This window comes from Paraburkholderia dipogonis, from assembly GCF_042680985.1.
In the GTDB taxonomy this organism is placed as follows: Bacteria; Pseudomonadota; Gammaproteobacteria; order Burkholderiales; family Burkholderiaceae; genus Paraburkholderia; species Paraburkholderia phytofirmans.
Window position 1 is genome coordinate 322913 of record NZ_JBHUFR010000001.1, and the last position, 20024, is coordinate 342936.

Below are 20024 nucleotides of genomic sequence, written 5' to 3' on the forward strand. Positions count from 1 at the left end.
AATGCCTGAAGAACGAAGCCTTGAAGGTAAGACCCTGCTATTGGTCGACGGTTCGAGTTATCTTTACCGGGCCTACCATGCGATGCCGGATCTGCGCAGCCCCGACGGTGGTCCGACGGGAGCGCTCTACGGGATGATCAACATGCTGCGGCGCATGCGCAAGGAAGTCACAGCAGAGTATAGCGCGTGCGTGTTCGACGCCAAGGGCAAAACGTTTCGCGACGACTGGTATCCCGACTATAAGGCGAACCGCCCGTCGATGCCTGACGACCTCTCGCGCCAGATCGAGCCGATTCACGTAGCCGTGCGGGCGCTCGGCTGGCCCTTGCTGATGATAGACGGCGTCGAGGCCGACGACGTCATCGGCACTCTCAGCACGCAAGCGGAAAAGCGTGGCATGAATGTGATCGTGTCGACGGGTGACAAGGATCTGGCGCAGCTTGTGTCGGATCATGTCACCCTCATCAATACGATGACTAACGAAACGCTCGACCGCGCCGGCGTGCTCGCCAAGTTCGGCGTACCGCCGGAACGCATTATCGACTACCTGTCGTTGATCGGCGATACCGTCGACAACGTGCCCGGCGTCGAGAAATGCGGGCCGAAAACAGCGATCAAATGGCTGACGCAATTCGATTCGCTAGATGGCATCGTCGCACATGCGGACGAAATCAAAGGTGCGGTAGGAGACAATCTGCGCAGAGCGCTCGATTTTCTGCCCATGGCAAAGAAACTCGTCACCGTCGAGCGCAACTGCGACATGACCGACCATATCGTGTCGATCGAGGAAAGCCTGCAGAGCCGGCCGGAATCGCGCGAGGAGTTGCGCGAGGTGTTCACGCGCCACGGCTTCAAGACGTGGCTGCGCGAAGTGGAAATCGCGGACGCCGTGGAAGGCCCGGAAACGGATGTGCCGCCGGCTTTGTCCGTGGATCACGAGCGGCACTACGACACCGTGCAGACGTGGGAACAATTCGACGCGTGGCTCGAGAAGATCAACGCGGCTGAACTCACCTCGTTCGATACGGAAACCACCTCGCTCGATCCCATGACCGCGCAGATCGTGGGGCTGTCGTTGTCGGTGGAAGCCGGCCGCGCGGCGTACGTGCCGCTCGCGCATCGCGGCCCGGACGCCCCCGTGCAATTGCCGCGCGAGGAAGTTCTCGCCAGGCTCAAGCCGTGGCTCGAAAGCGCGGAGCATAAGAAGGTCGGTCAGCATCTCAAGTACGACGAGCAGGTGCTGGCGAACTACGGCATTGAAATGCGCGGTGTCGAACACGACACGCTGCTGCAATCGTACGTAGTCGAATCGCATCGCACGCATGATATGGACAGCCTCGCGCTGCGCCATCTCGGTGTGAAGACCATCAAGTACGAAGAGGTCGCGGGCAAGGGCGCCGGGCAGATCGGCTTTGACGAAGTCGCGTTGGACAAGGCCGCCGAATACGCGGCGGAAGACGCCGACATCACCTTGCGGCTGCACCAGGCGCTGTATCCGCAAGTGACTGCGGAGAAGACACTTGAGTACGTGTATCGCGCGATCGAACTGCCTACCTCGCGTGTTCTGCGCAAGATGGAGCGCACCGGCGTGCTGATCGACGCGGAGAAACTGCGCCTGCAAAGCAGCGAGATCGCGACGCGTCTGATCCAGCTGGAAAGCGAAGCATATGTGCTGGCCGGCGGCGAATTCAATCTGGGTTCGCCGAAGCAGATCGGGCAGATCTTCTTCGAGAAGCTGGAGTTGCCTGTCGTCAAGAAAACGCCGAGCGGCGCGCCATCCACTGACGAAGAAGTGCTGCAAAAGCTCGCCGAAGACTATCCGTTGCCGAAGATCCTGCTCGAACACCGTGGCTTGTCGAAGCTGAAGTCCACCTACACCGACAAGCTGCCGCGCATGGTCAACGCCACCACGGGCCGCGTGCATACGAACTATGCGCAGGCCGTGGCGGTCACGGGGCGTCTGGCGTCGAACGATCCGAACCTGCAGAACATTCCCGTGCGTACCGGCGAAGGCCGCCGTATTCGCGAAGCGTTTATCGCACCGCCCGGACACAAGCTGGTCTCGGCGGATTATTCGCAGATCGAATTGCGCATCATGGCGCACATTTCCGGCGACGAGTCGCTGCTGCGCGCATTCTCGCAGGGCGAAGACATTCACCGCGCCACCGCAGCGGAGATTTTCAGCGTGACGCCGCTCGAAGTGTCGAACGATCAACGCCGCGTGGCCAAAGTGATTAATTTTGGCCTGATCTACGGCATGAGTTCGTTCGGTCTCGCCGCGAACCTCGGCATCACGCGCGACGCAGCCAAGCTCTATATCGACCGCTATTTCGCGCGTTATCCGGGCGTGGCGCGGTATATGGACGAAACACGCGTGAGCGCGAAGGCCAGGGGTTACGTCGAGACGGTGTTCGGCCGCCGCCTTTGGCTGCCGGAGATCAACGGCGGCAATGGTCCGCGTCGTCAAGCTGCCGAGCGCGCCGCGATCAACGCGCCGATGCAAGGCACGGCCGCCGATCTGATCAAGCTCTCCATGATCGCGGTGCAGAACTGGATCGAAGAGTCGAAGATAGGCACGCGCATGATCATGCAAGTGCATGATGAATTGATCCTCGAAGTACCGGACGCGGAATTGTCCGACGTCCGCAAGCGCTTGCCCGAGTTGATGTGCGGTGTCGCCGACCTGAAAGTGCCGCTGGTCGCCGAAGTGGGCGCCGGCCTGAACTGGGAAGAAGCCCATTGACGTGCGTGTGACGGAACGCGATATCGTCGTGCGCATGTCACATATGCGTATTGATGGCTTGTGACAACCCGTGCTGCTCGCGGACAATCGCTGCAAGACGGCGCTCATGTGAAATTGCATGGGCGCCGCACGACGCATAACCCATCGGCAAATACGGAGAGTTCCATGCATCGTTTTATCGTCGTTGGCGGAGGCGCGGGGGGATTGGAGCTGGCGACGCGTTTGGGCGATCGCTATGCACCCCACAAGAACAAGGGCGGTGTACAGGCGCAGGTCACGCTCGTCGACCGCAACCCCACTCATATCTGGAAGCCGCTGCTGCATGAAGTGGCGGCGGGCAGCATGGATCCGTTCACGCAGGAGCTCGAGTATGCGGCGCAAGCGCGTTGGCACGGCTTCGAATTTCAGCAGGGCGACCTGACGGGGCTGGACCGCGCGAATAAGCGCCTCACGCTCGGCACCGTGCTCGACGACGACGGCGCCGAGCTGCTGCCCGAACGCCAGCTCGAATACGACACGCTGATCATCGCGATCGGCAGCACGACCGCCTTCTTCGGTGTTAAAGGCGCGCCTGAATTTTCCCTCGCACTCGACACCGTGAGCCAGGCTGAACGTTTTCGCAAACGTCTGATTGCGGCTTGCATGCGCGCTGAGCATCAGGTGCATGAACCCGTCGAGGCAGCGCCGGACGCCGGCGCGCCCGGCGAGCCGCGCATTCAGGTGGCGATTGTCGGCGGCGGCGCGACGGGCGTGGAACTGTCGGCGGAATTGCGCAACACGGCGCAGGTGCTGTCCGCCTACGGTCTGCACAAGCTCGATCCGCGGCATGACGTCGGCATCGTGCTGATCGAAGCGGGGCCGCGAATTTTGCCGGCTTTGCAGGAGCGCGTTTCGACCGCCACGGCCGAGCTGCTCACCAAGCTCGGCGTGAAGCTGATGATCGGCGAAACCGTGGCTGAAGTCGCGCCCGGCATGATCCGCACCGCCAGCGGCAAAACCGTGCGCGCCGATCTGACCGTGTGGGCGGCCGGCATCAAGGCGCCGGCAATTTTGAGCGAGCTCGACGGCCTGCCTGTCAATCGGCTGGGCCAGCTCATCGTGCGCCGCACGCTGCAAACCGAAACCGACGATAACGTCTTCGCGCTCGGCGATTGCGCGGCGTGCCCGTGGCCGGGCAACGAGCGCAACGTGCCGCCGCGCGCGCAGGCGGCTCACCAGCAGGCGAGCTTCCTGATGAAGGCGCTGGCGGCGCGGCTCGAAAACAAGCCGCTGCCGGAGTTTACCTATCGCGACTTCGGGTCGCTGGTGTCGCTCGGGCATTTCAGCGCGGTTGGCAATTTGATGGGCGGGGTGATTGGCGGCAACATGCTGATCGAAGGGCTGTTCGCGCGCTTCATGTACATGTCGCTGTACCGGCTGCATATCGCCGCGCTGCACGGCTACGCGCGGATGGTGCTCGATACGTTTGCTCACTGGTTGCGCCGTACCACGCTACCGCGGGTCAAGCTGCACTGAGGCGCCGGGCAGCGCCCGGAAACGTTGCATCTGCAACAGGATGCGTGTCGGGCGTATCCTGTTGCCTCCAACGTTCAACCGAGGAGCGCCGCATGCTGAAACCCGACATCGACAGCCTGGTCCCGCACGTCCCCTTCGACCGGCGTACCTTCATCAAGGCCGCGCTCGGCACGGGATTCGCCGCCGCTGTGCTGCCCGTCTCGGCGCAAACCATTCATACCGATAGCGACGGCCTCGAAGCCGGCGAAGTAGCGGTACGCTCCGGCGACACGCTGGTGCCGGCCTATCGCGCGCAGCCGAAAGGCAAGACGCACTTGCCGGTGATCATCGTCGTGCACGAGATTTTCGGCGTGCACGAACATATCGCTGACGTGTGCCGGCGTTTCGCCAAAGAGGGCTATCTCGCGATCGCACCGAATCTGTATGAACGGCAGGGCGATCCGACCGTTTATACGAGCATGCAGCAACTCAGCGAGCAACTGGTCAGCAAAGTGCCGGACGAACAGGTGATGAACGATCTCGACGCGACCGCTGCCTGGGCTGGCGAGCATGGCGGAGATCTGAAACGGCTGGGAGTGAACGGGTTCTGCTGGGGCGGGCGGATGGCGTGGCTGTACGCCGAACATAACCCGGGGCTAAAGGCGGGGGTGGCCTGGTATGGGCGGGTAACAGGCGTAAAGAACGCGATGATGCCGGCAAATCCGCTTGATCAGGTGGCGCAGCTTCATGCGCCGATGCTGGGACTATACGGATTGCAGGATCAGAGCATCCCGCAGGGCTCGCTCGAACAGATGAAGCAGGCTATCGCGCAAGGTCCGCAAGCGGGGCGAGGTTCACAATTCGTCGTGTATCACGATGCGGGTCACGCGTTTTTTGCGGACTACCGGCCGAGTTACAAGAAGGCCGACGCGGAAGACGGCTGGCGCCGTGCGCTGGCGTGGTTCAAACAGCATGGGGTGGCTGAGCTTGCGACCTGAGGACCAGCGGCGGGCCCGCGCTTCCTCGCTTGCGATAAAAAGGCCATTGCCGCTTTCGGGCGGCAACGGCCTTTTTTGCTAATGGCGTGCTGTGGTTTTCGCTGCGGCGCTCAAGGATTCGCACCCGTTGCAATAGGCCGTTTTGGATCCGAACTCCACTCGCTCCAGGAGCCTGCGTACAACGCTGCGCCGTGCAGGCCGGCGACTTCCATCGCCAGGGCATTCACGCATGCCGTCACGCCCGAGCCGCATTGCAGGACCACGTGCTCCGGCGGCGTGTCGGCAAGCAGTGCGTGGTATTCCTCGCGCAACGTATGAGCCGGCTTGAAGCGGCCGTCGGCGGTGAGGTTGTCTTTAAAAAAGCGATTGAGTGCGCCCGGAATGTGGCCGCCGACACGGTCCAGTGTCTCGTTCTCGCCGCGATAACGGTCGGCCGCGCGCGCGTCGACCACCACGCGCTCTTTCGAGCCCAGATTGCGCTCGACCGTTTGCGCATCGACTGTAACGGACAGCGGCGCGCCTGCCTTGAAGTCGCCCGTGTTCTGGGCCGGCGCGTCCTGCGTCAGCGGTTGGCCACTGGCTTCCCACGCCTGCAGTCCGCCGTCGAGCAGCGCGACCGCGTCGTGACCGAGCCAGCGCAGCAGCCACCATGCGCGGGCGGCGTACATGCCGCCTTGCGCGTCATAGGCGACGACTTGCTGGCCCTGCTTCAGGCCGCGCGACTCCAGCGTCTCCACCAGCCGCGCACGATCCGGCAGCGGATGGCGGCCGTTTTGACCGTTCTTCGGTCCCGACAGATCGCGGTCCAGATGCAGGTAGTGCGCGCCCGGCAGATGACCGGCCAGATAGGCTTTTTCGCCTGCCTCCGTGTCGGCCAGATCGAATCGGCAATCGATGACGAACACGCTGCCCGGCGCGGCGGCAAGCCGTTCCGCGAGATTGGTCGCGGAAATCAGAGTGGTGTAGTGAGTGTGCGGCATGACGTCTCCTGTCGACCCAAGTTAGCGCTTTAGCGCTTACTTGGGTCCCATGCAAAGCGGTCGACCCAAGTTAGCGCTTTAGCGCTTACTTGGGTCCCATGCAAAGCGGTCGACCCAAGTTAGCGGTTTAGCGCTAACTCGCGTCCCATGTAAAGCTCGATGCGGGCGATGGCGGCTCCGTTGGAGCAAATTGCTGCCACCAATGGCTGGCCGAGCTATGTCGTTAGTCTAAACAAAAAAAGACGGGCCGAAGCCCGTCTTTCCATGCGTTGATTGCGGCCAGAAGAATCTGGTGAATTTGATTCAGCGCCGATCAGATCGTACCGAGTTCGCGCCGCAAGAATTCGTGGAAGTGCTGCATGCCGTCTTCCATCGGGCTCTGATACGGGCCGACCTGCGATTCGCCGCGATTCATCAGCGCGCGGCGGCCGGCGTCCATGCGTTCGGCGATCTCGTCGTCTTCGCGGGCCGTTTCCATGTAGGCGGCGCGCTCGGCTTCGACGAACTCACGCTCGAACAGCGCGATTTCCTCAGGGTAATAGAACTCCACCACGTTGGTGGTTTTCTGCGGACCACGCGGAATCAGCCACGACACCACAAGTACGTGCGGATACCACTCGATCATGATGCCCGGGTAGTACACCATCCAGATCGCGCCGAATTCGGGCGGATTGCCGCCGCGAAAACGCAGCACTGCGTCGTGCCACTTGCGGTACGTGGGGCTGCCCGGCTGCTCCAGATCCTTGTGCACGCCGACCGTCTGCACGCTATACCACTCGCCGAACTCCCACGTCAGTTCGTCGCAATTGACGAAGCTGCCAAGGCCCGGATGGAACGGCGCGACGTGATAGTCCTCCAGATAGACCTCGATAAAGGTCTTCCAGTTGTAGTTGCACTCGTGCACTTCGACGTGATCGAACATGAAGCCCGAAAAATCGAAGTGTTGCTTGGTGCCGAGCCGCGCAAGATCACGCGCGACGTCGCGCCCCTGCGCTTCGAACAGCAGGCCTTGCCAGTTCTGCAGCGACGTGGCGCCGAGATTCAGGCAGGGGTTGTCCGCAAAATGCGGCGCACCGAGCAGCTGGCCGTTCAGGTCGTAAGTCCAGCGATGCAGGGGGCAGACGATGTTCTCCGTCTGGCCGCGGCCGTTGAGCATGATGGCTTGCCGGTGGCGGCACACGTTCGACAGCAGTTCGACTTGCGACTGCTGGTTACGGACGAGCACACGCCCTTCGCTCTCGCTTGGCAAAGCAAAATAATTCCCCGCTTCGGGCACCATGAGATCGTGGCCGATGTAACGAGGACCTTTCTTGAAAAGGGTTTCGATTTCGCGCGTAAGAAGCGCTTCGTCAAAGTAAGCCGTGACTGGCAGCTGGCTGTGGACAGACCGCAACTGCAATGCATTGCTCAGATTGGACATTCCCACTCCCGTGAAGACGTGAAAGCAGTGAACAACCCAACCATCGATAGATTCGATTTAGGGAGCCCGCGATTATACCTGTTTCCCCTTGTTTGGGGCCGTTAAGTGCCTGATTTGGGTCAAAATTCTCGGGAAAGTTCGACGTTTTCGCCGCAGACCGATCGTTTTTTTTCTGCGAGACTGCTGGGACGGCGCACAGCGGGAAGGCGAGGCGTAGGGCGGCGGCGGCTCGGAAATATCGCTTTTGCCGTAGAATGTCCGACTTGTTTTAATTTTGCGACTATTCATGGCGAAGACCGCGTCGAAAGATACTGCTGCCACGCCAGCCGAAGGCGTCGACAGCACGCCGCTGCCCGAGAATTACGAGGCCGCCCAGGCGGAGCTGGAAGAGCTGGTTGCCCGCATGGAAAGCGGCAACCTGAGCCTCGAGGAGTCGCTTACCGCCTATCGGCGCGGCGCCGCCCTTGTGGCGTTCTGCCAGCAACAGCTCGAGAAGGTCGAGCAGCAGGTGCGCGTGCTCGACGGCGAGACGCTCAAGCCGCTGCCCATGAATACCGCAGGCACAGCCGCTACTGAAAGCGGGGACGACCTATGACATTCGAACAATGGATGCGCTCGGTATTGGAGCGTGTCGAAACGGCACTGGAACATTACCTGCCGACCGCGGCAACCGAGCCCGCCACGTTGCATGAAGCCATGCGTTACGCGGTGCTGGGCGGCGGCAAGCGGGTTCGCCCGCTGTTGTGCCACGCGGCCGGCGAGCTGACCGGCGCGCGCGCCGAGTGCCTCGACGCGGCGTCGGCTGCGCTGGAGATGATCCATGTGTACTCGCTCGTCCACGACGACATGCCGTGCATGGACGACGACGCGCTGCGTCGCGGCAAGCCTACCGTACACGTCAAATATGACGAAGCGACGGCATTGCTGGTCGGCGACGCGCTGCAATCGCAGGCGTTCGTTTCGCTGACATCTGATGTTCTGGCCCCGGCGCAGCAGGCCGCGCTGGTGCGCGAACTGGCGCTGGCGAGCGGCTCGATCGGCATGTGCGGCGGGCAGGCCATCGATCTGGCGAGCGTCGGCCACACGCTGACACGCACGCAACTGGAAACCATGCACCGCATGAAGACCGGCGCCTTGCTGCGCGCGGCAGTGCGCATGGGCGCGCTGGCGGGCGAAACGCCAGATGCGGACGCCATGCGTTCGCTCGACGCGTATTCGGCCGCTGTCGGCCTCGCGTTTCAGGTCGTCGACGATATTCTCGACGTCACGACCGATTCGGCGACGCTCGGCAAAACGGCGGGTAAAGACGCGAAGGACGGCAAGCCGACCTACGTGTCGATTATTGGGCTCGACGCTTCGCGCGCGCTCGCTGCGCAGTTGCGCAGCGACGCTCACGCCGCGCTGGCGCCGTTCGGCGCACGCGCGCAGCGTCTTGCCGAATTGGCCGACCTGGTGGTGAACCGGGTTAGCTGAACGCGAAAGCCCGCCGCCGCGCGTCTTCGTTATGAGGCGCATGTATGAAGTGCGGGCGCGTAAGTTTTCCTACAATGGAACGACGATGTACGACTTGCTGAAAACCATTGACGACCCGGCAGCCTTGCGCCGCCTCGATCGCCGCCAATTGCAACCGCTTGCCGACGAGTTGCGTGCCTTCGTGCTCGACAGCGTATCGCAGACGGGCGGCCATCTTTCGTCCAACCTCGGCACGGTCGAGTTGACCATTGCTCTGCACTATGTGTTCGACACGCCGCGCGACCGGATCGTCTGGGACGTCGGCCACCAAACCTATCCGCACAAGATCCTGACGGGCCGCCGCGACCAGATGCACACGCTGCGTCAACTCGGAGGCATCTCGGGTTTCCCCAAGCGTGACGAGTCGGAATACGACACGTTCGGCACGGCGCACTCCAGCACGTCGATTTCCGCCGCGCTCGGCATGGCGATCGCGAGCAAGCTGCAGGGCGAGAACCGCACGGGCATCGCCGTGATCGGCGACGGTGCAATGACGGCCGGCATGGCGTTCGAGGCGATGAACAACGCCGGCGTGGAAGACGACGTGCCGCTGCTGGTCATCCTGAACGACAACGACATGTCGATTTCGCCGCCGGTCGGCGCGCTGAATCGCCATCTGGCGCGTCTGATGTCGGGCCGCTTCTATGCCGCCGCGCGTGCCGGTGTCGAACGCGTGCTGCGCGTCGCGCCGCCCATGCTCGATCTCGCCCGCAAGCTCGAAGAGCACGCCAAGGGCATGATCGTGCCGGCCACGCTGTTCGAACAGTTCGGCTTCAACTACATCGGGCCGATCGACGGTCACGATCTCGATTCGCTGATCCCGACGCTGCAGAACATCAAGGAACTGCGCGGTCCGCAATTCCTGCACGTCGTGACCAAGAAAGGCCAAGGCTACAAGCTGGCCGAAGCCGATCCGGTGCTGTACCACGGTCCGGGCAAGTTCAATCCGGCTGAAGGCATCAAGCCAGCCACCACGCCGTCGAAGAAGACCTACACGCAGGTGTTCGGCGAATGGCTGTGCGACGCGGCCGAGCTGGACGCACGCGTGGTCGGCATCACGCCGGCCATGCGCGAAGGCTCGGGCATGGTGGAGTTCGAGAAGCGCTTCCCGGACCGCTACTTTGACGTCGGCATCGCCGAGCAACACGCGGTGACGTTCGCCGGCGGTCTGGCCGCGGAAGGCATGAAGCCGGTGGTCGCGATCTACTCGACCTTCCTGCAACGCGCCTACGATCAGCTGATTCACGACGTCGCGCTGCAAAACCTGCCGGTGGTGTTCGCTATCGACCGCGCGGGTCTGGTCGGCGCGGACGGCGCCACGCACGCGGGTGCTTACGACCTGGCGTTCCTGCGCTGCATCCCGAACATGACGGTGATGGCCGCGTCGGACGAAAACGAATGCCGCCAGATGCTGTACACGGCGTTGCAGCAGCCGAACCCGACGGCGGTGCGCTATCCGCGTGGCGCCGGCACGGGTGTCGCGACCGTGAAGCAGATGGCGGCGCTGCCGCTCGGCAAGGGTGAGATTCGTCGCGAAACGTCGCAGCCGGCCGGCAAGCGTATTGCGATTCTGGCGTTCGGCACGATGGTCGCGCCGTCGCTGGCAGCCGCCGAGCAACTGGACGCGACGGTTGCCAACATGCGCTTCGTGAAGCCGCTCGACGCCGCTCTGGTCCGTCAGCTCGCTGAAACGCACGACGCCATCGTCACGATCGAAGAAGGCTGCGTGATGGGCGGCGCAGGTTCGGCTTGCGTCGAAGCCCTGCTTGAAAGTGGGGTTATGCGACCCGTACTACAATTGGGCCTTCCCGATCGGTTCATCGATCATGGGGACCCGGCCAAGCTGCTCGCCGCGTGCGGTCTCGACGCCGCGGGTATCACCAAGTCGATCCGCGAGCGCTTCCTGGCGAGCGGCGCGGTCGGCGGCCAGTCGTCGGTGAAGCGCGTCGCGTAAAGCGTCGCCGCTCGCGGTGCGGCCGCCGTGCCATGGCGGCCACAAGCAATCTCCAACTTGAATCGGTGGGCCTTCGGGCCCATCATCCAACGCCGGCCGGGGCCGGCGTTCGCCATTGCGCGCCTTGATCCGCGCGACCGCTGGGAGCCGCCAAGCCTGTCGCTTCGCGACAGCCCTCGCGAGCAGACTGCTGAAGGGCTTTCCGCGGGCGAAAGACTCGCGGCAGTCCGGCGTTTCCTGAAAGGACAAGAAGATGAATCAGATGAATCCCGCCTTTGTGATGCCCGATGTACAAAGCACGCCGGACACCCGTCAGATCCCGATTCAACGGGTCGGCGTGAAGGCCGTGCGCCATCCGCTGACGGTGCGCACGCAAAGCGGCGAGGTGCAGCCGACGGTCGGTACGTGGAATCTCGACGTGCATCTGCCGGCTGACCAGAAGGGCACGCACATGTCGCGTTTCGTCGCGTTGCTCGAAGAGAACAAGGCGCCGCTGGAACCGGCCACGTTCCGCATCATGCTCGCCGCGATGCTCGAAAAGCTCGAGGCCGAGGCCGGCCGCATCGAGGTGTCGTTCCCGTACTTCGTGAACAAGACCGCGCCGGTGTCCGGCGTGCAAAGCCTGCTCGACTACGAAGTCACGCTGACGGGCGAGACTCGCAACGGTGCGACGCGTCTGTTCCTGCAGGTGCTGGTGCCGGTGACGAGCCTGTGCCCGTGTTCGAAGAAAATCTCGCAGTACGGCGCGCATAACCAGCGCTCGCACGTCACGATCAACGCCGAACTGGCAGGCGATGTGGCCGTGGAAGAACTGATCCGTATCGCCGAAGAAGAAGCCTCGTGCGAACTATGGGGTTTGCTCAAGCGCCCGGACGAGAAGTTCGTCACCGAGCGCGCTTATGAAAACCCGAAGTTCGTCGAAGACCTGGTGCGCGATGTTGCGCAGCGTTTGAACGCGGATGAGCGGATCGTCGCCTACGTGCTGGAAGCCGAGAACTTCGAGTCGATTCACAATCACAGCGCGTACGCGGTGATCGAGCGGGACAAGCGGGTGGCTTGACACACGCTTTAGTTGAATCGAACAAAAAAGCCGCTTCTTTTGAAAGCGGCTTTTTTTACGGCCAAACGAATCCAGGACTCAGCGTGCGAGGGACGTCAGATCCCAGCGCGGCTTCACTGTGAATGCGTAGTCCTTGCCGGACTGATCCGGCCAGCGCTGCAGTCGCAACGCGCCGGCCAGCGCGATCATCGCGCCGTTGTCCGTGCACAGCGACAGGTCCGGGTAGTGCACGTAGAAATTGCGCTTCTTCGCGGCAGCGGAAAGCGCTTCGCGCAACTGCCGGTTTGCGCCGACCCCGCCCGCGACTACCAACCGGTTGAGCTTGGTCTTCTTGAGCGCGGCCAGCGACTTCGCAGCCAGAACGTCGACTGCGGCGTCGACGAAACCGCGCGCCAGATCGGCTTTCGCCTGTTCGCAGATATTCGAGCCGCCGAGCTTCTTGGCGTGCGTGAGGACAGCGGTTTTCAAGCCGCTGAAGCTGAAATCGAGGTCGCCGGAATGCAGCATGGGACGCGGCAGGACCACCGCGCCCGGCGTGCCGAATTCGGCCATGCGCGAGACTTCCGGGCCACCTGGGTAACCGAGGCCGAGCAGTTTGGCGGTTTTGTCGAACGCTTCGCCGGCGGCATCGTCCAGCGTTTCGCCGAGCGTCTCGTAGACGCCCACGTCCGTGACACGCATCAACTGCGTGTGGCCCCCGGACACCAGTAGCGCGACAAAGGGGAACGGCGGCGGCTCATCGACCAGCAGCGGCGACAGCAAATGCCCTTCAAGGTGATGAATGCCGATGGTCGGCTTGTCCCACGCCATGGCGAGCGAGTTGGCGACGCTCGCGCCGACCAGCAGCGCGCCCGCGAGACCGGGGCCTTGCGTGTAGGCGATCGCGTCGATGTCGCTACGGGCCGCGCCGGCGCGTTCCATCACCTCTTCGAGCAGCGGCAGCGCGCGCCGGATGTGATCGCGCGACGCCAGTTCCGGCACCACGCCGCCGTACTCCCGATGCATCGCAATTTGCGAATGCAGCGCGTGCGCGAGCAGGCCACGCTCCGTGTCGTAGAGCGCGAGACCGGTTTCGTCGCAAGAGCTTTCGATGCCGAGAACGAGCATGATGGTGGGCTTTGAGCAGACGCAGAAGCGACAAAACTCCGGCGCCCGAAAGTGAGAAGGCAAGCCTGAAAGTATAGCAGCGCGGGCAAGGCGCCGCCGACGCGCGGGTACAATGCGGCCCCATGGAATCCTTCGATATAGCAGTGATCGGCGCGGGCGCGGCCGGCATGATGTGCGCGGCGGTAGCCGGGCAGCTCGGCCGTCGCGTGGTGCTGATCGACCACTCGCAGCGTCTCGCGGAGAAGATCCGCATCTCCGGCGGCGGTCGCTGCAACTTCACGAATCTGTATGCCGGGCCGGCCAATTACCTGTCGGCCAACCCGCATTTTTGCCGCTCCGCGCTCGCGCGCTATACACCGCGCGATTTCATGGCGCTCCTCAAGCGTCATCACGTGACTTGGCACGAGAAGCACAAAGGCCAGCTTTTTTGCGACCAGTCGAGCGACGCGGTCATCAATGTGCTGAAGAACGAGTGCGACGTGGGCCGCGTGGCGTGGCGCACGCCGCTTGCGGTCGAGCAGGTGCGCCAGGATCCGGAAGGGCGCTTCGCGCTGGGTACGCAGGCGGGGCCGATCACTGCGCGCGCGCTCGTGGTCGCGACCGGCGGGCTGTCGATTCCGAAGATCGGCGCCACCGATTTCGCCTACCGGCTTGCCAAGCAGTTCGGTCACAAGCTGATCGACACGCGCCCGGCGCTGGTCCCCCTGACTTTCGCAGCCGCAGACTGGGAGCCGTTCGCGGCGCTGTCCGGCGTCTCGCTGGAAGTGCAACTGGCGACCGGCAACAAAAAGACCGGTGCCGAATTCAACGAAGACCTGCTGCTCACTCACCGCGGTCTTTCCGGCCCAGGGGTGCTGCAGATTTCGAGCTACTGGCAGCCCGGCGAGCCGATTCACATCAACTTGCTGCCGGAGCGGGACGCCACGACCGACTTGCTGGAAGCGAAGACCGGCACGAAGCGGCAGATCGCCAATCTGCTGTCGGAATGGGTCCCGCAGCGGCTCGCCCATATCTGGCTGGAAACCCATCAGATTCCCGCCGATGCCCGCGTGGCCGATCTGCCGGACAAAACCCTGCGCCGCGTCGGCGAGGCGCTGTCGCGCTGGACGCTCACGCCAAACGGCACGGAAGGCTATCGCAAAGCCGAAGTGACGCGCGGCGGCATCGACACGCGCGACCTGTCGTCATCGACGATGATGAGCGCGCGCGCGCCGGGCTTGTACTTCATCGGCGAAGCCGTCGACGTAACCGGCTGGCTGGGCGGCTACAATTTTCAGTGGGCGTGGGCGTCGGGTGTGGCGGCCGGCGAGGCGGCCGCGGAGTATGCCAGAGGGGCTTGACGGCGCTCTGGCTTTGTGAGAAAGCTCTGCTATACTCCTGAACCTTTACAAAGTTCCGTTATTGAAAAATGACGACCATCCGCGTAAAAGACAACGAGCCGTTTGAAGTTGCCATGCGCCGGTTCAAGCGCACCATGGAGAAAAGCGGCTTGCTGACGGAACTTCGCGCTCGCGAGTTTTACGAAAAGCCTACGACCGAGCGCAAGCGTAAGAAGGCGTCTGCGGTGAAGCGTCATTTCAAGCGTCTGCGTAGCCAGATGCTGCCAAAGAAGTTCTACTGATTCTGGCGTTGCCGCGGTTCCCGTCTAACGGAGCGGCGACATCCAACCGGTGAGGGCGCGACAGGTGCCATCACGGAAAACACGGCCCTTCGGGCCAGCCGGCAGGGTCGCAACCACCACGCACAGTGTGTCAACCCGCTTGAGGAAGCAGTCCCAAGCGGGTATTCGTGTTGATGCGCGTGTTGAGTGGTTAGTCTGGCCGGTTTTTCAAATTCCAACGCATTCAGGTGAGTGATGAGTCTCAAGGACCGGATCAACGACGATATGAAGGCCGCCATGCGGGCACGTGAGACCGAGCGCCTCGGCACGGTCCGCCTGCTGCTCGCCGCGATCAAGCAGCGCGAAGTCGACGAGCGCATCACGCTCGACGACACCGCGATCACCGCTGTCATCGACAAGATGATCAAGCAGCGCAAGGATTCGATCAGCCAGTTCGAAGCCGCCGGCCGCACCGATCTGGCCGACAAGGAAAAGGCCGAGCTGGCGATCTTGTCTGCCTATATGCCGGAGCAGATGTCCGAGGCGGAGATGGTTGCCGAAGTCCAGGCCGCGGTGGCGCAAACCGGTGCAGCCGGACCGCAGGACATGGGTAAGGTGATGGGCGTGCTCAAGCCGAAGCTGGCCGGCCGCGCCGACATGACCGCTGTTTCGGCGCAAGTCAAAGCCGCGCTCGCGAAGTAAATTTCCGTATTTTCGCGTCGTGCATGCTGTTTTTCGACGGCGTGCGCGGCGTTGGCTTTTTTTAAGGCAGCGTCATTTACCGTGATTCCACCGTCATTCCTGCAGGACCTGCTCAACCGCGTCGATATCGTCGACGTGGTCGGCCGGTATGTGCAGTTGAAAAAGGGCGGCGCGAACTTCATGGGGCTGTGCCCGTTCCACAACGAGAAAAGCCCATCGTTTACGGTTAGTCCGACTAAGCAGTTCTATCACTGCTTCGGTTGCGGCGCGCACGGTACGGCGATCGGGTTCCTGATGGAGCACGTCGGGTCCTCGTTTCCCGAGGCAGTCAACGAGTTGGCGCAGTCCGTCGGGCTGACCGTGCCTAACGAGCCGTCGCCCGGCTATGGCGGCGGGTCCGGCGGCGGCTATGCGCCGGCCGCATCCAAAGCGGTTACCACCGCGCTTTCCGATGTCATGCAGACCGCCTGCGACTTCTACCGCAAGCAACTGCGCAGCGCGCCGGTCGCGATCCAGTATCTGAAGAAGCGCGGCTTGACCGGCGAGATCGCCGCCCGTTTCGGACTCGGCTATGCCCCGGACGGCTGGCAGAACCTCGAACCGGCTTTTTCGAACTACCGCGACGATGCGCTGGTCGAATCGGGTTTGGTGATCGTCAGCGAAAAGTCCGACGCTCAGGGCCAGAACCGCCGGTACGACCGCTTTCGCGAGCGGATCATGTTCCCGATTCGCAATGTGAAGGGGCAGGTGATCGGCTTCGGCGGACGCGTGCTGGACAGCGGCGAGCCCAAATATTTGAATTCGCCCGAAACGCCTTTATTTAACAAGGGCAGCGAGCTGTATGGGCTGTTCGAGGCGCGTCTGGCGATCCGCGAACAACACTACGTGCTGGTCGTAGAAGGCTACATGGACGTGGTCGCGCTGGCCCAATTGGGGTTCCAGAACGCGGTCGCCACGCTCGGCACGGCTTGCACACCGATTCATGTCCAGAAGCTGATGCGCCAGACCGACACGGTCATCTTCAGTTTCGACGGCGATTCGGCCGGCCGGCGCGCCGCTCGCCGGGCGCTGGATGCCTGTTTGCCGCACGCGGCGGACAACCGGACCATCCGGTTCCTGTTTTTGCCGTCCGAGCACGATCCGGACAGCTACGTGCGTGAATACGGCACCGAGGCCTTTGCCGAGCAGGTCGAGCGAGCCATGCCGCTGTCGCAGTTCATGCTGAACGAGGTGCTGACCGGCAAGGAGCTGGATCAGCCGGAAGGCCGCGCCCGCGCGCTGTTCGACGCCAAACCGCTGCTGCAGGCACTGCCGGCCAATGCTCTGCGCGCGCAGATCATGCATATGTTCGCCGACCGGCTCGATGTGCCCTTCGACGAGGTCGCCGCGCTGTGCGAGGTCGATTCCCGGATCGCGGCGGCGGCCCGCGCCGCACCGGCCCGCAAAGACCGGCGCAGTGTGACGGGAATCGAGGAAAAAACGCTGCGCAATCTGGTGATGTATCCGCGCACCGTGGGCGTGCTGGATGAAGAGGCTGAACAGGCGTTGCTCACGGTCACGCGGCACGGTGAACTGTTCGAGGAAGTGACGACGCACGCGCGTGCGCTGGGCGATTCGGCGGAGTTTCAACTGTTGTCCGACCTATTGCGAAACGGCGCGAACGCCCCAACTTTCGAGGAAATCTTTCGCAAAATTCTAGACTATGATGAAAACGTCCGGGATTTGCTGCTGAAGGACCCGGAAGATGCGACCGTCATCGAGGAGCGGCGCGAGCAGGAACGGATCGTCGGAGAGGAGCTGAAGGCGGCGATCCTGAAGATGCGGTACGACGCTTACTGCGATCGTCTCGAGCAGCTTTCGCGGCAATCCCGGCACACGCCGGAGGAGTTTGCGGAGCTCTCGGAGCTCAATCGGAAGCGGGCTGATATGAAGCGCCAGCTCGGGCTGTAGGCGGAGCGCGGAGACCCTCGGTGCTATAATAAAAGGTTTCCAGCGGATTGTTTTTCAAGGGTTTTCCTAGCAAAGGCGAAAAGGCGATGCGATGGCAAAGACTGCGGGCGGAACAACGGGCGGAAAGAAAACGGCAGGCACGAGCTCCAAGGAGCCGACCAGAAAGGTCACCGAAGCCAGGTTAGTTTCTTCTGTCAGAAAAGCGTCTGCGGTCAGTGTTGCACCGGTTGCCGCGAAGAAGTCCTCGACCACTTCGGCTGCGCGAGCGGAGCCGGTCAGGGCGGCGAAAGTTGTAGCAGTACCGGCCACAGAGGGGTCGGGTGTCAGAAGCGCAAGGGAAGCGGCTGCCGCGCAGGACGATGCGGCAGTGCGCGAGGTTCCAGTATCCACGGTTCAACCGGCTGGCGTCCACCAGCCGCGAGTCGAGACTACAGCCGGTACGGCGAACTCCATGACGAAAAAGCTGAACGAAGTACCCGTCGATGACGACGCAACCCAAAGCGAAGAAAACCCCGCGGCTGCTGCTCCGGCCAAGGTGGAAAAGGCCAAGGCTCGCGACCGTCGTGCAAAGGAAAAAGCGCTGCTGAAAGACGCTTTCGCGTCGTCACAGCCGGGCACGGTCGAGGAACTCGAGGAGCGCCGCTCCAAACTGCGCGCGCTGATCAAGCTCGGCAAGGAGCGCGGCTTCCTCACGTACGCTGAGATCAACGACCACCTGCCGGACAACTTCACCGAGACCGAGGCGATCGAAGGCATCATCAGCACGTTCAACGACATGGGCGTGGCGGTGTACGAGCAGGCCCCGGACGCTGAAACGCTGCTGCTGAACGACAACGCGCCGGCGGCTTCGTCCGACGACGAAGTGGAAGAGGAAGCGGAAGTCGCGCTGTCCACCGTCGACTCGGAATTCGGCCGCACTACGGACCCGGTCCGCATGTACATGCGTGAAATGGGCACGGTCGAGCTGCTCACGCGCGAAGGCGAAATCGAAATCGCCAAACGGATCGAAGACGGCCTGAAGCACATGGTGATGGCCATCTCCGCATGCCCGACCACGATCGCCGACATCCTGGCGATGGCGGAGCGCGTCGCGAATGAGGAAATTCGCATCGACGAACTGGTCGACGGCCTGATCGACGCCAACGCGGAAGACGCGGACGGTTTCTCCGCGCAAGAAGCGGAAGCGATCGAGAGCGAAGACGAGGAAGTCGAAGAAGAAGAGTCCGACGACGAGGAAGAAGACGACGGCACGGCGCAAGCCACGGCCAACGCAGCGCAGATGGAAGCGCTCAAGCGTGCCTCGCTCGAAAAATTCGCGATGATCAGCGAATGGTTCGACAAGATGCGTCGCGCGTTCGAGAAGGAAGGCTACAAGTCCAAGTCGTATCTGAAGGCACAGGAAACGATCCAGAACGAGCTCATGACGATCCGCTTCACCGCGCGCACCGTCGAGCGTCTGTGCGACACGCTGCGCGCGCAGGTGGACGAAGTGCGTCAGGTCGAACGTCAGATTCTGCACACGGTGGTCGACAAGTGTGGCATGCCGCGTGCGGAATTCATCGCGCGTTTCCCGGGCAGCGAAACGGATCTCGAGTGGGCCGACAAGATCGTCGGTGAAGGTCATGCTTATAGCGCGATCCTCACGCGGAACATTCCGGCTATTCGCGAACAGCAGCAACGTCTGCTGGATCTGCAGGCGCGGGTCGTGTTGCCGCTGAAGGACCTGAAGGAAACCAACCGTCAGATGGCGGCGGGCGAACTGAAGGCGCGTCAGGCGAAGCGCGAAATGACCGAGGCGAACTTGCGTCTCGTGATCTCGATCGCGAAGAAGTACACGAACCGTGGTCTGCAGTTCCTCGACCTGATTCAGGAAGGCAACATCGGCCTGATGAAGGCGGTGGACAAGTTCGAATACCGTCGCGGCTACAAGTTCTCCACGTATGCAACGTGGTGGATCCGGCAGGCCATTACGCGTTCGATCGCCGACCAGGCACGTACGATCCGGATTCCGGTTCACATGATCGAAACGATCAACAAGATGAACCGCATCTCGCGTCAGATTCTGCAGGAAACCGGTCTCGAGCCGGATCCGGCAACGCTGGCCGAGAAGATGGAAATGCCGGAAGACAAGATCCGCAAGATCATGAAGATCGCGAAGGAGCCGATCTCGATGGAAACGCCGATCGGCGACGACGACGATTCGCATCTGGGCGATTTCATCGAAGACAACAACACGGTTGCGCCGGCCGACGCGGCTTTGCATGCCAGCATGCGCGATGTCGTGAAGGACGTGCTCGACTCGCTGACGCCGCGCGAAGCGAAGGTGCTGCGCATGCGTTTCGGTATCGAGATGAGCACCGATCACACGCTCGAAGAAGTCGGCAAGCAGTTCGACGTGACGCGTGAACGGATCCGTCAGATCGAAGCGAAGGCGCTGCGCAAGCTGCGCCACCCGAGCCGTTCGGACAAGCTGAAGTCGTTCCTGGAAGGGAATTGATCGAAGC

General features: G+C 62.6%; 15 protein-coding genes. 12 read left to right on the forward strand and 3 right to left on the reverse strand.

The features are described from left to right. Nucleotide 1 precedes the first annotated feature (1 nt). The 3 genes from polA (at nt 2) to ACFSNN_RS01340 (ending at nt 5235) form a co-directional block, all read left to right on the forward strand. Nucleotides 2-2743, forward strand: coding sequence for a DNA polymerase I (gene polA / locus ACFSNN_RS01330; protein WP_134462013.1), 2742 nt, complete (start codon nt 2-4; stop codon nt 2741-2743). A gap of 165 nt (nt 2744-2908) precedes the next feature. Beyond that, nucleotides 2909-4258, forward strand: coding sequence for an NAD(P)/FAD-dependent oxidoreductase (locus ACFSNN_RS01335; protein WP_134462016.1), 1350 nt, complete (start codon nt 2909-2911; stop codon nt 4256-4258). Between the two features lie 92 nt (nt 4259-4350). Next, nucleotides 4351-5235 (forward strand): dienelactone hydrolase family protein, encoded by an 885-nt coding sequence (locus tag ACFSNN_RS01340; protein WP_134462019.1) that lies wholly within the window; start codon nt 4351-4353, stop codon nt 5233-5235. 110 nt (nt 5236-5345) lie between these two features. On the opposite strand, the gene ACFSNN_RS01345 is transcribed toward ACFSNN_RS01340, so the two are convergent. Both ACFSNN_RS01345 and ACFSNN_RS01350 read right to left on the reverse strand, forming a co-directional pair. Then, the gene (locus ACFSNN_RS01345) at nt 5346-6215 is read right to left on the reverse strand and encodes a sulfurtransferase (protein WP_134462021.1); all 870 of its coding nucleotides are present in this window, start codon (nt 6213-6215) and stop codon (nt 5346-5348) included. A 313-nt stretch (nt 6216-6528) separates the two neighbouring features. After that, complete coding sequence (locus ACFSNN_RS01350; RefSeq protein WP_134462023.1) at nt 6529-7635, reverse strand: aromatic ring-hydroxylating oxygenase subunit alpha; 1107 nt, start codon at nt 7633-7635, stop codon at nt 6529-6531. A gap of 286 nt (nt 7636-7921) precedes the next feature. Between ACFSNN_RS01350 and ACFSNN_RS01355 the strand changes: the two genes are divergently transcribed. The 4 genes from ACFSNN_RS01355 (at nt 7922) to folE2 (ending at nt 12161) form a co-directional block, all read left to right on the forward strand. Next, complete coding sequence (locus ACFSNN_RS01355; protein ID WP_134462026.1) at nt 7922-8230, forward strand: exodeoxyribonuclease VII small subunit; 309 nt, start codon at nt 7922-7924, stop codon at nt 8228-8230. Beyond that, nucleotides 8227-9108: a polyprenyl synthetase family protein gene (locus ACFSNN_RS01360; protein ID WP_134462029.1), complete on the forward strand. Its 882-nt coding sequence runs from the start codon at nt 8227-8229 to the stop codon at nt 9106-9108. Before ACFSNN_RS01355 ends, ACFSNN_RS01360 begins: the two co-directional genes overlap by 4 nt. Before the next feature lie 85 nt (nt 9109-9193). After that, a complete protein-coding gene (dxs, locus tag ACFSNN_RS01365; protein ID WP_134462032.1) occupies nt 9194-11101 on the forward strand; it encodes a 1-deoxy-D-xylulose-5-phosphate synthase in 1908 nt (635 codons plus the stop codon). A gap of 253 nt (nt 11102-11354) precedes the next feature. Next, the gene (folE2, locus tag ACFSNN_RS01370; protein WP_134462035.1) at nt 11355-12161 is read left to right on the forward strand and encodes a GTP cyclohydrolase FolE2; all 807 of its coding nucleotides are present in this window, start codon (nt 11355-11357) and stop codon (nt 12159-12161) included. Between the two features lie 78 nt (nt 12162-12239). Here the strand turns inward: folE2 and tsaD are convergent, their stop codons facing one another. Beyond that, on the reverse strand, nt 12240-13268 hold the full coding sequence (gene tsaD / locus ACFSNN_RS01375; RefSeq protein WP_116123866.1) for a tRNA (adenosine(37)-N6)-threonylcarbamoyltransferase complex transferase subunit TsaD: 1029 nt from the start codon (nt 13266-13268) through the stop codon (nt 12240-12242). A gap of 122 nt (nt 13269-13390) precedes the next feature. On the opposite strand from tsaD, the gene ACFSNN_RS01380 reads away from it, so the two are divergent. From ACFSNN_RS01380 to rpoD, 5 genes are all read left to right on the forward strand, one after another. Then, a complete protein-coding gene (locus ACFSNN_RS01380; RefSeq protein ID WP_134462038.1) occupies nt 13391-14608 on the forward strand; it encodes a BaiN/RdsA family NAD(P)/FAD-dependent oxidoreductase in 1218 nt (405 codons plus the stop codon). Nucleotides 14609-14676: 68 nt separating this feature from the next. After that, a complete protein-coding gene (rpsU, locus tag ACFSNN_RS01385; protein ID WP_012428570.1) occupies nt 14677-14889 on the forward strand; it encodes a 30S ribosomal protein S21 in 213 nt (70 codons plus the stop codon). Between the two features lie 234 nt (nt 14890-15123). Continuing rightward, on the forward strand, nt 15124-15570 hold the full coding sequence (locus tag ACFSNN_RS01390) for a GatB/YqeY domain-containing protein (protein ID WP_134462041.1): 447 nt from the start codon (nt 15124-15126) through the stop codon (nt 15568-15570). An 81-nt stretch (nt 15571-15651) separates the two neighbouring features. Beyond that, nucleotides 15652-17520: a DNA primase gene (gene dnaG / locus ACFSNN_RS01395; RefSeq protein WP_134462044.1), complete on the forward strand. Its 1869-nt coding sequence runs from the start codon at nt 15652-15654 to the stop codon at nt 17518-17520. A 91-nt stretch (nt 17521-17611) separates the two neighbouring features. After that, entirely contained in the window at nt 17612-20017 is a 2406-nt protein-coding gene (gene rpoD, locus ACFSNN_RS01400) for an RNA polymerase sigma factor RpoD (RefSeq protein WP_134462047.1), read from the forward strand. Nucleotides 20018-20024: the final 7 nt, after the last annotated feature.

Excerpts from the sequence above, each read along its gene's own strand:
- polA (WP_134462013.1), top strand. The coding sequence starts at position 2 with ATGCCTGAAGAACGAAGCCTTGAAGGTAAGACCCTGCTATTGGTCGAC.
- ACFSNN_RS01335 (WP_134462016.1), top strand. The coding sequence starts at position 2,909 with ATGCATCGTTTTATCGTCGTTGGCGGAGGCGCGGGGGGATTGGAGCTG.
- ACFSNN_RS01340 (WP_134462019.1), top strand. The coding sequence starts at position 4,351 with ATGCTGAAACCCGACATCGACAGCCTGGTCCCGCACGTCCCCTTCGAC.
- ACFSNN_RS01345 (WP_134462021.1), bottom strand. The coding sequence starts at position 6,215 with ATGCCGCACACTCACTACACCACTCTGATTTCCGCGACCAATCTCGCG.
- ACFSNN_RS01350 (WP_134462023.1), bottom strand. The coding sequence starts at position 7,635 with ATGTCCAATCTGAGCAATGCATTGCAGTTGCGGTCTGTCCACAGCCAG.
- ACFSNN_RS01355 (WP_134462026.1), top strand. The coding sequence starts at position 7,922 with ATGGCGAAGACCGCGTCGAAAGATACTGCTGCCACGCCAGCCGAAGGC.
- ACFSNN_RS01360 (WP_134462029.1), top strand. The coding sequence starts at position 8,227 with ATGACATTCGAACAATGGATGCGCTCGGTATTGGAGCGTGTCGAAACG.
- dxs (WP_134462032.1), top strand. The coding sequence starts at position 9,194 with ATGTACGACTTGCTGAAAACCATTGACGACCCGGCAGCCTTGCGCCGC.
- folE2 (WP_134462035.1), top strand. The coding sequence starts at position 11,355 with ATGAATCAGATGAATCCCGCCTTTGTGATGCCCGATGTACAAAGCACG.
- tsaD (WP_116123866.1), bottom strand. The coding sequence starts at position 13,268 with ATGCTCGTTCTCGGCATCGAAAGCTCTTGCGACGAAACCGGTCTCGCG.
- ACFSNN_RS01380 (WP_134462038.1), top strand. The coding sequence starts at position 13,391 with ATGGAATCCTTCGATATAGCAGTGATCGGCGCGGGCGCGGCCGGCATG.
- rpsU (WP_012428570.1), top strand. The coding sequence starts at position 14,677 with ATGACGACCATCCGCGTAAAAGACAACGAGCCGTTTGAAGTTGCCATG.
- ACFSNN_RS01390 (WP_134462041.1), top strand. The coding sequence starts at position 15,124 with ATGAGTCTCAAGGACCGGATCAACGACGATATGAAGGCCGCCATGCGG.
- rpoD (WP_134462047.1), top strand. The coding sequence starts at position 17,612 with ATGGCAAAGACTGCGGGCGGAACAACGGGCGGAAAGAAAACGGCAGGC.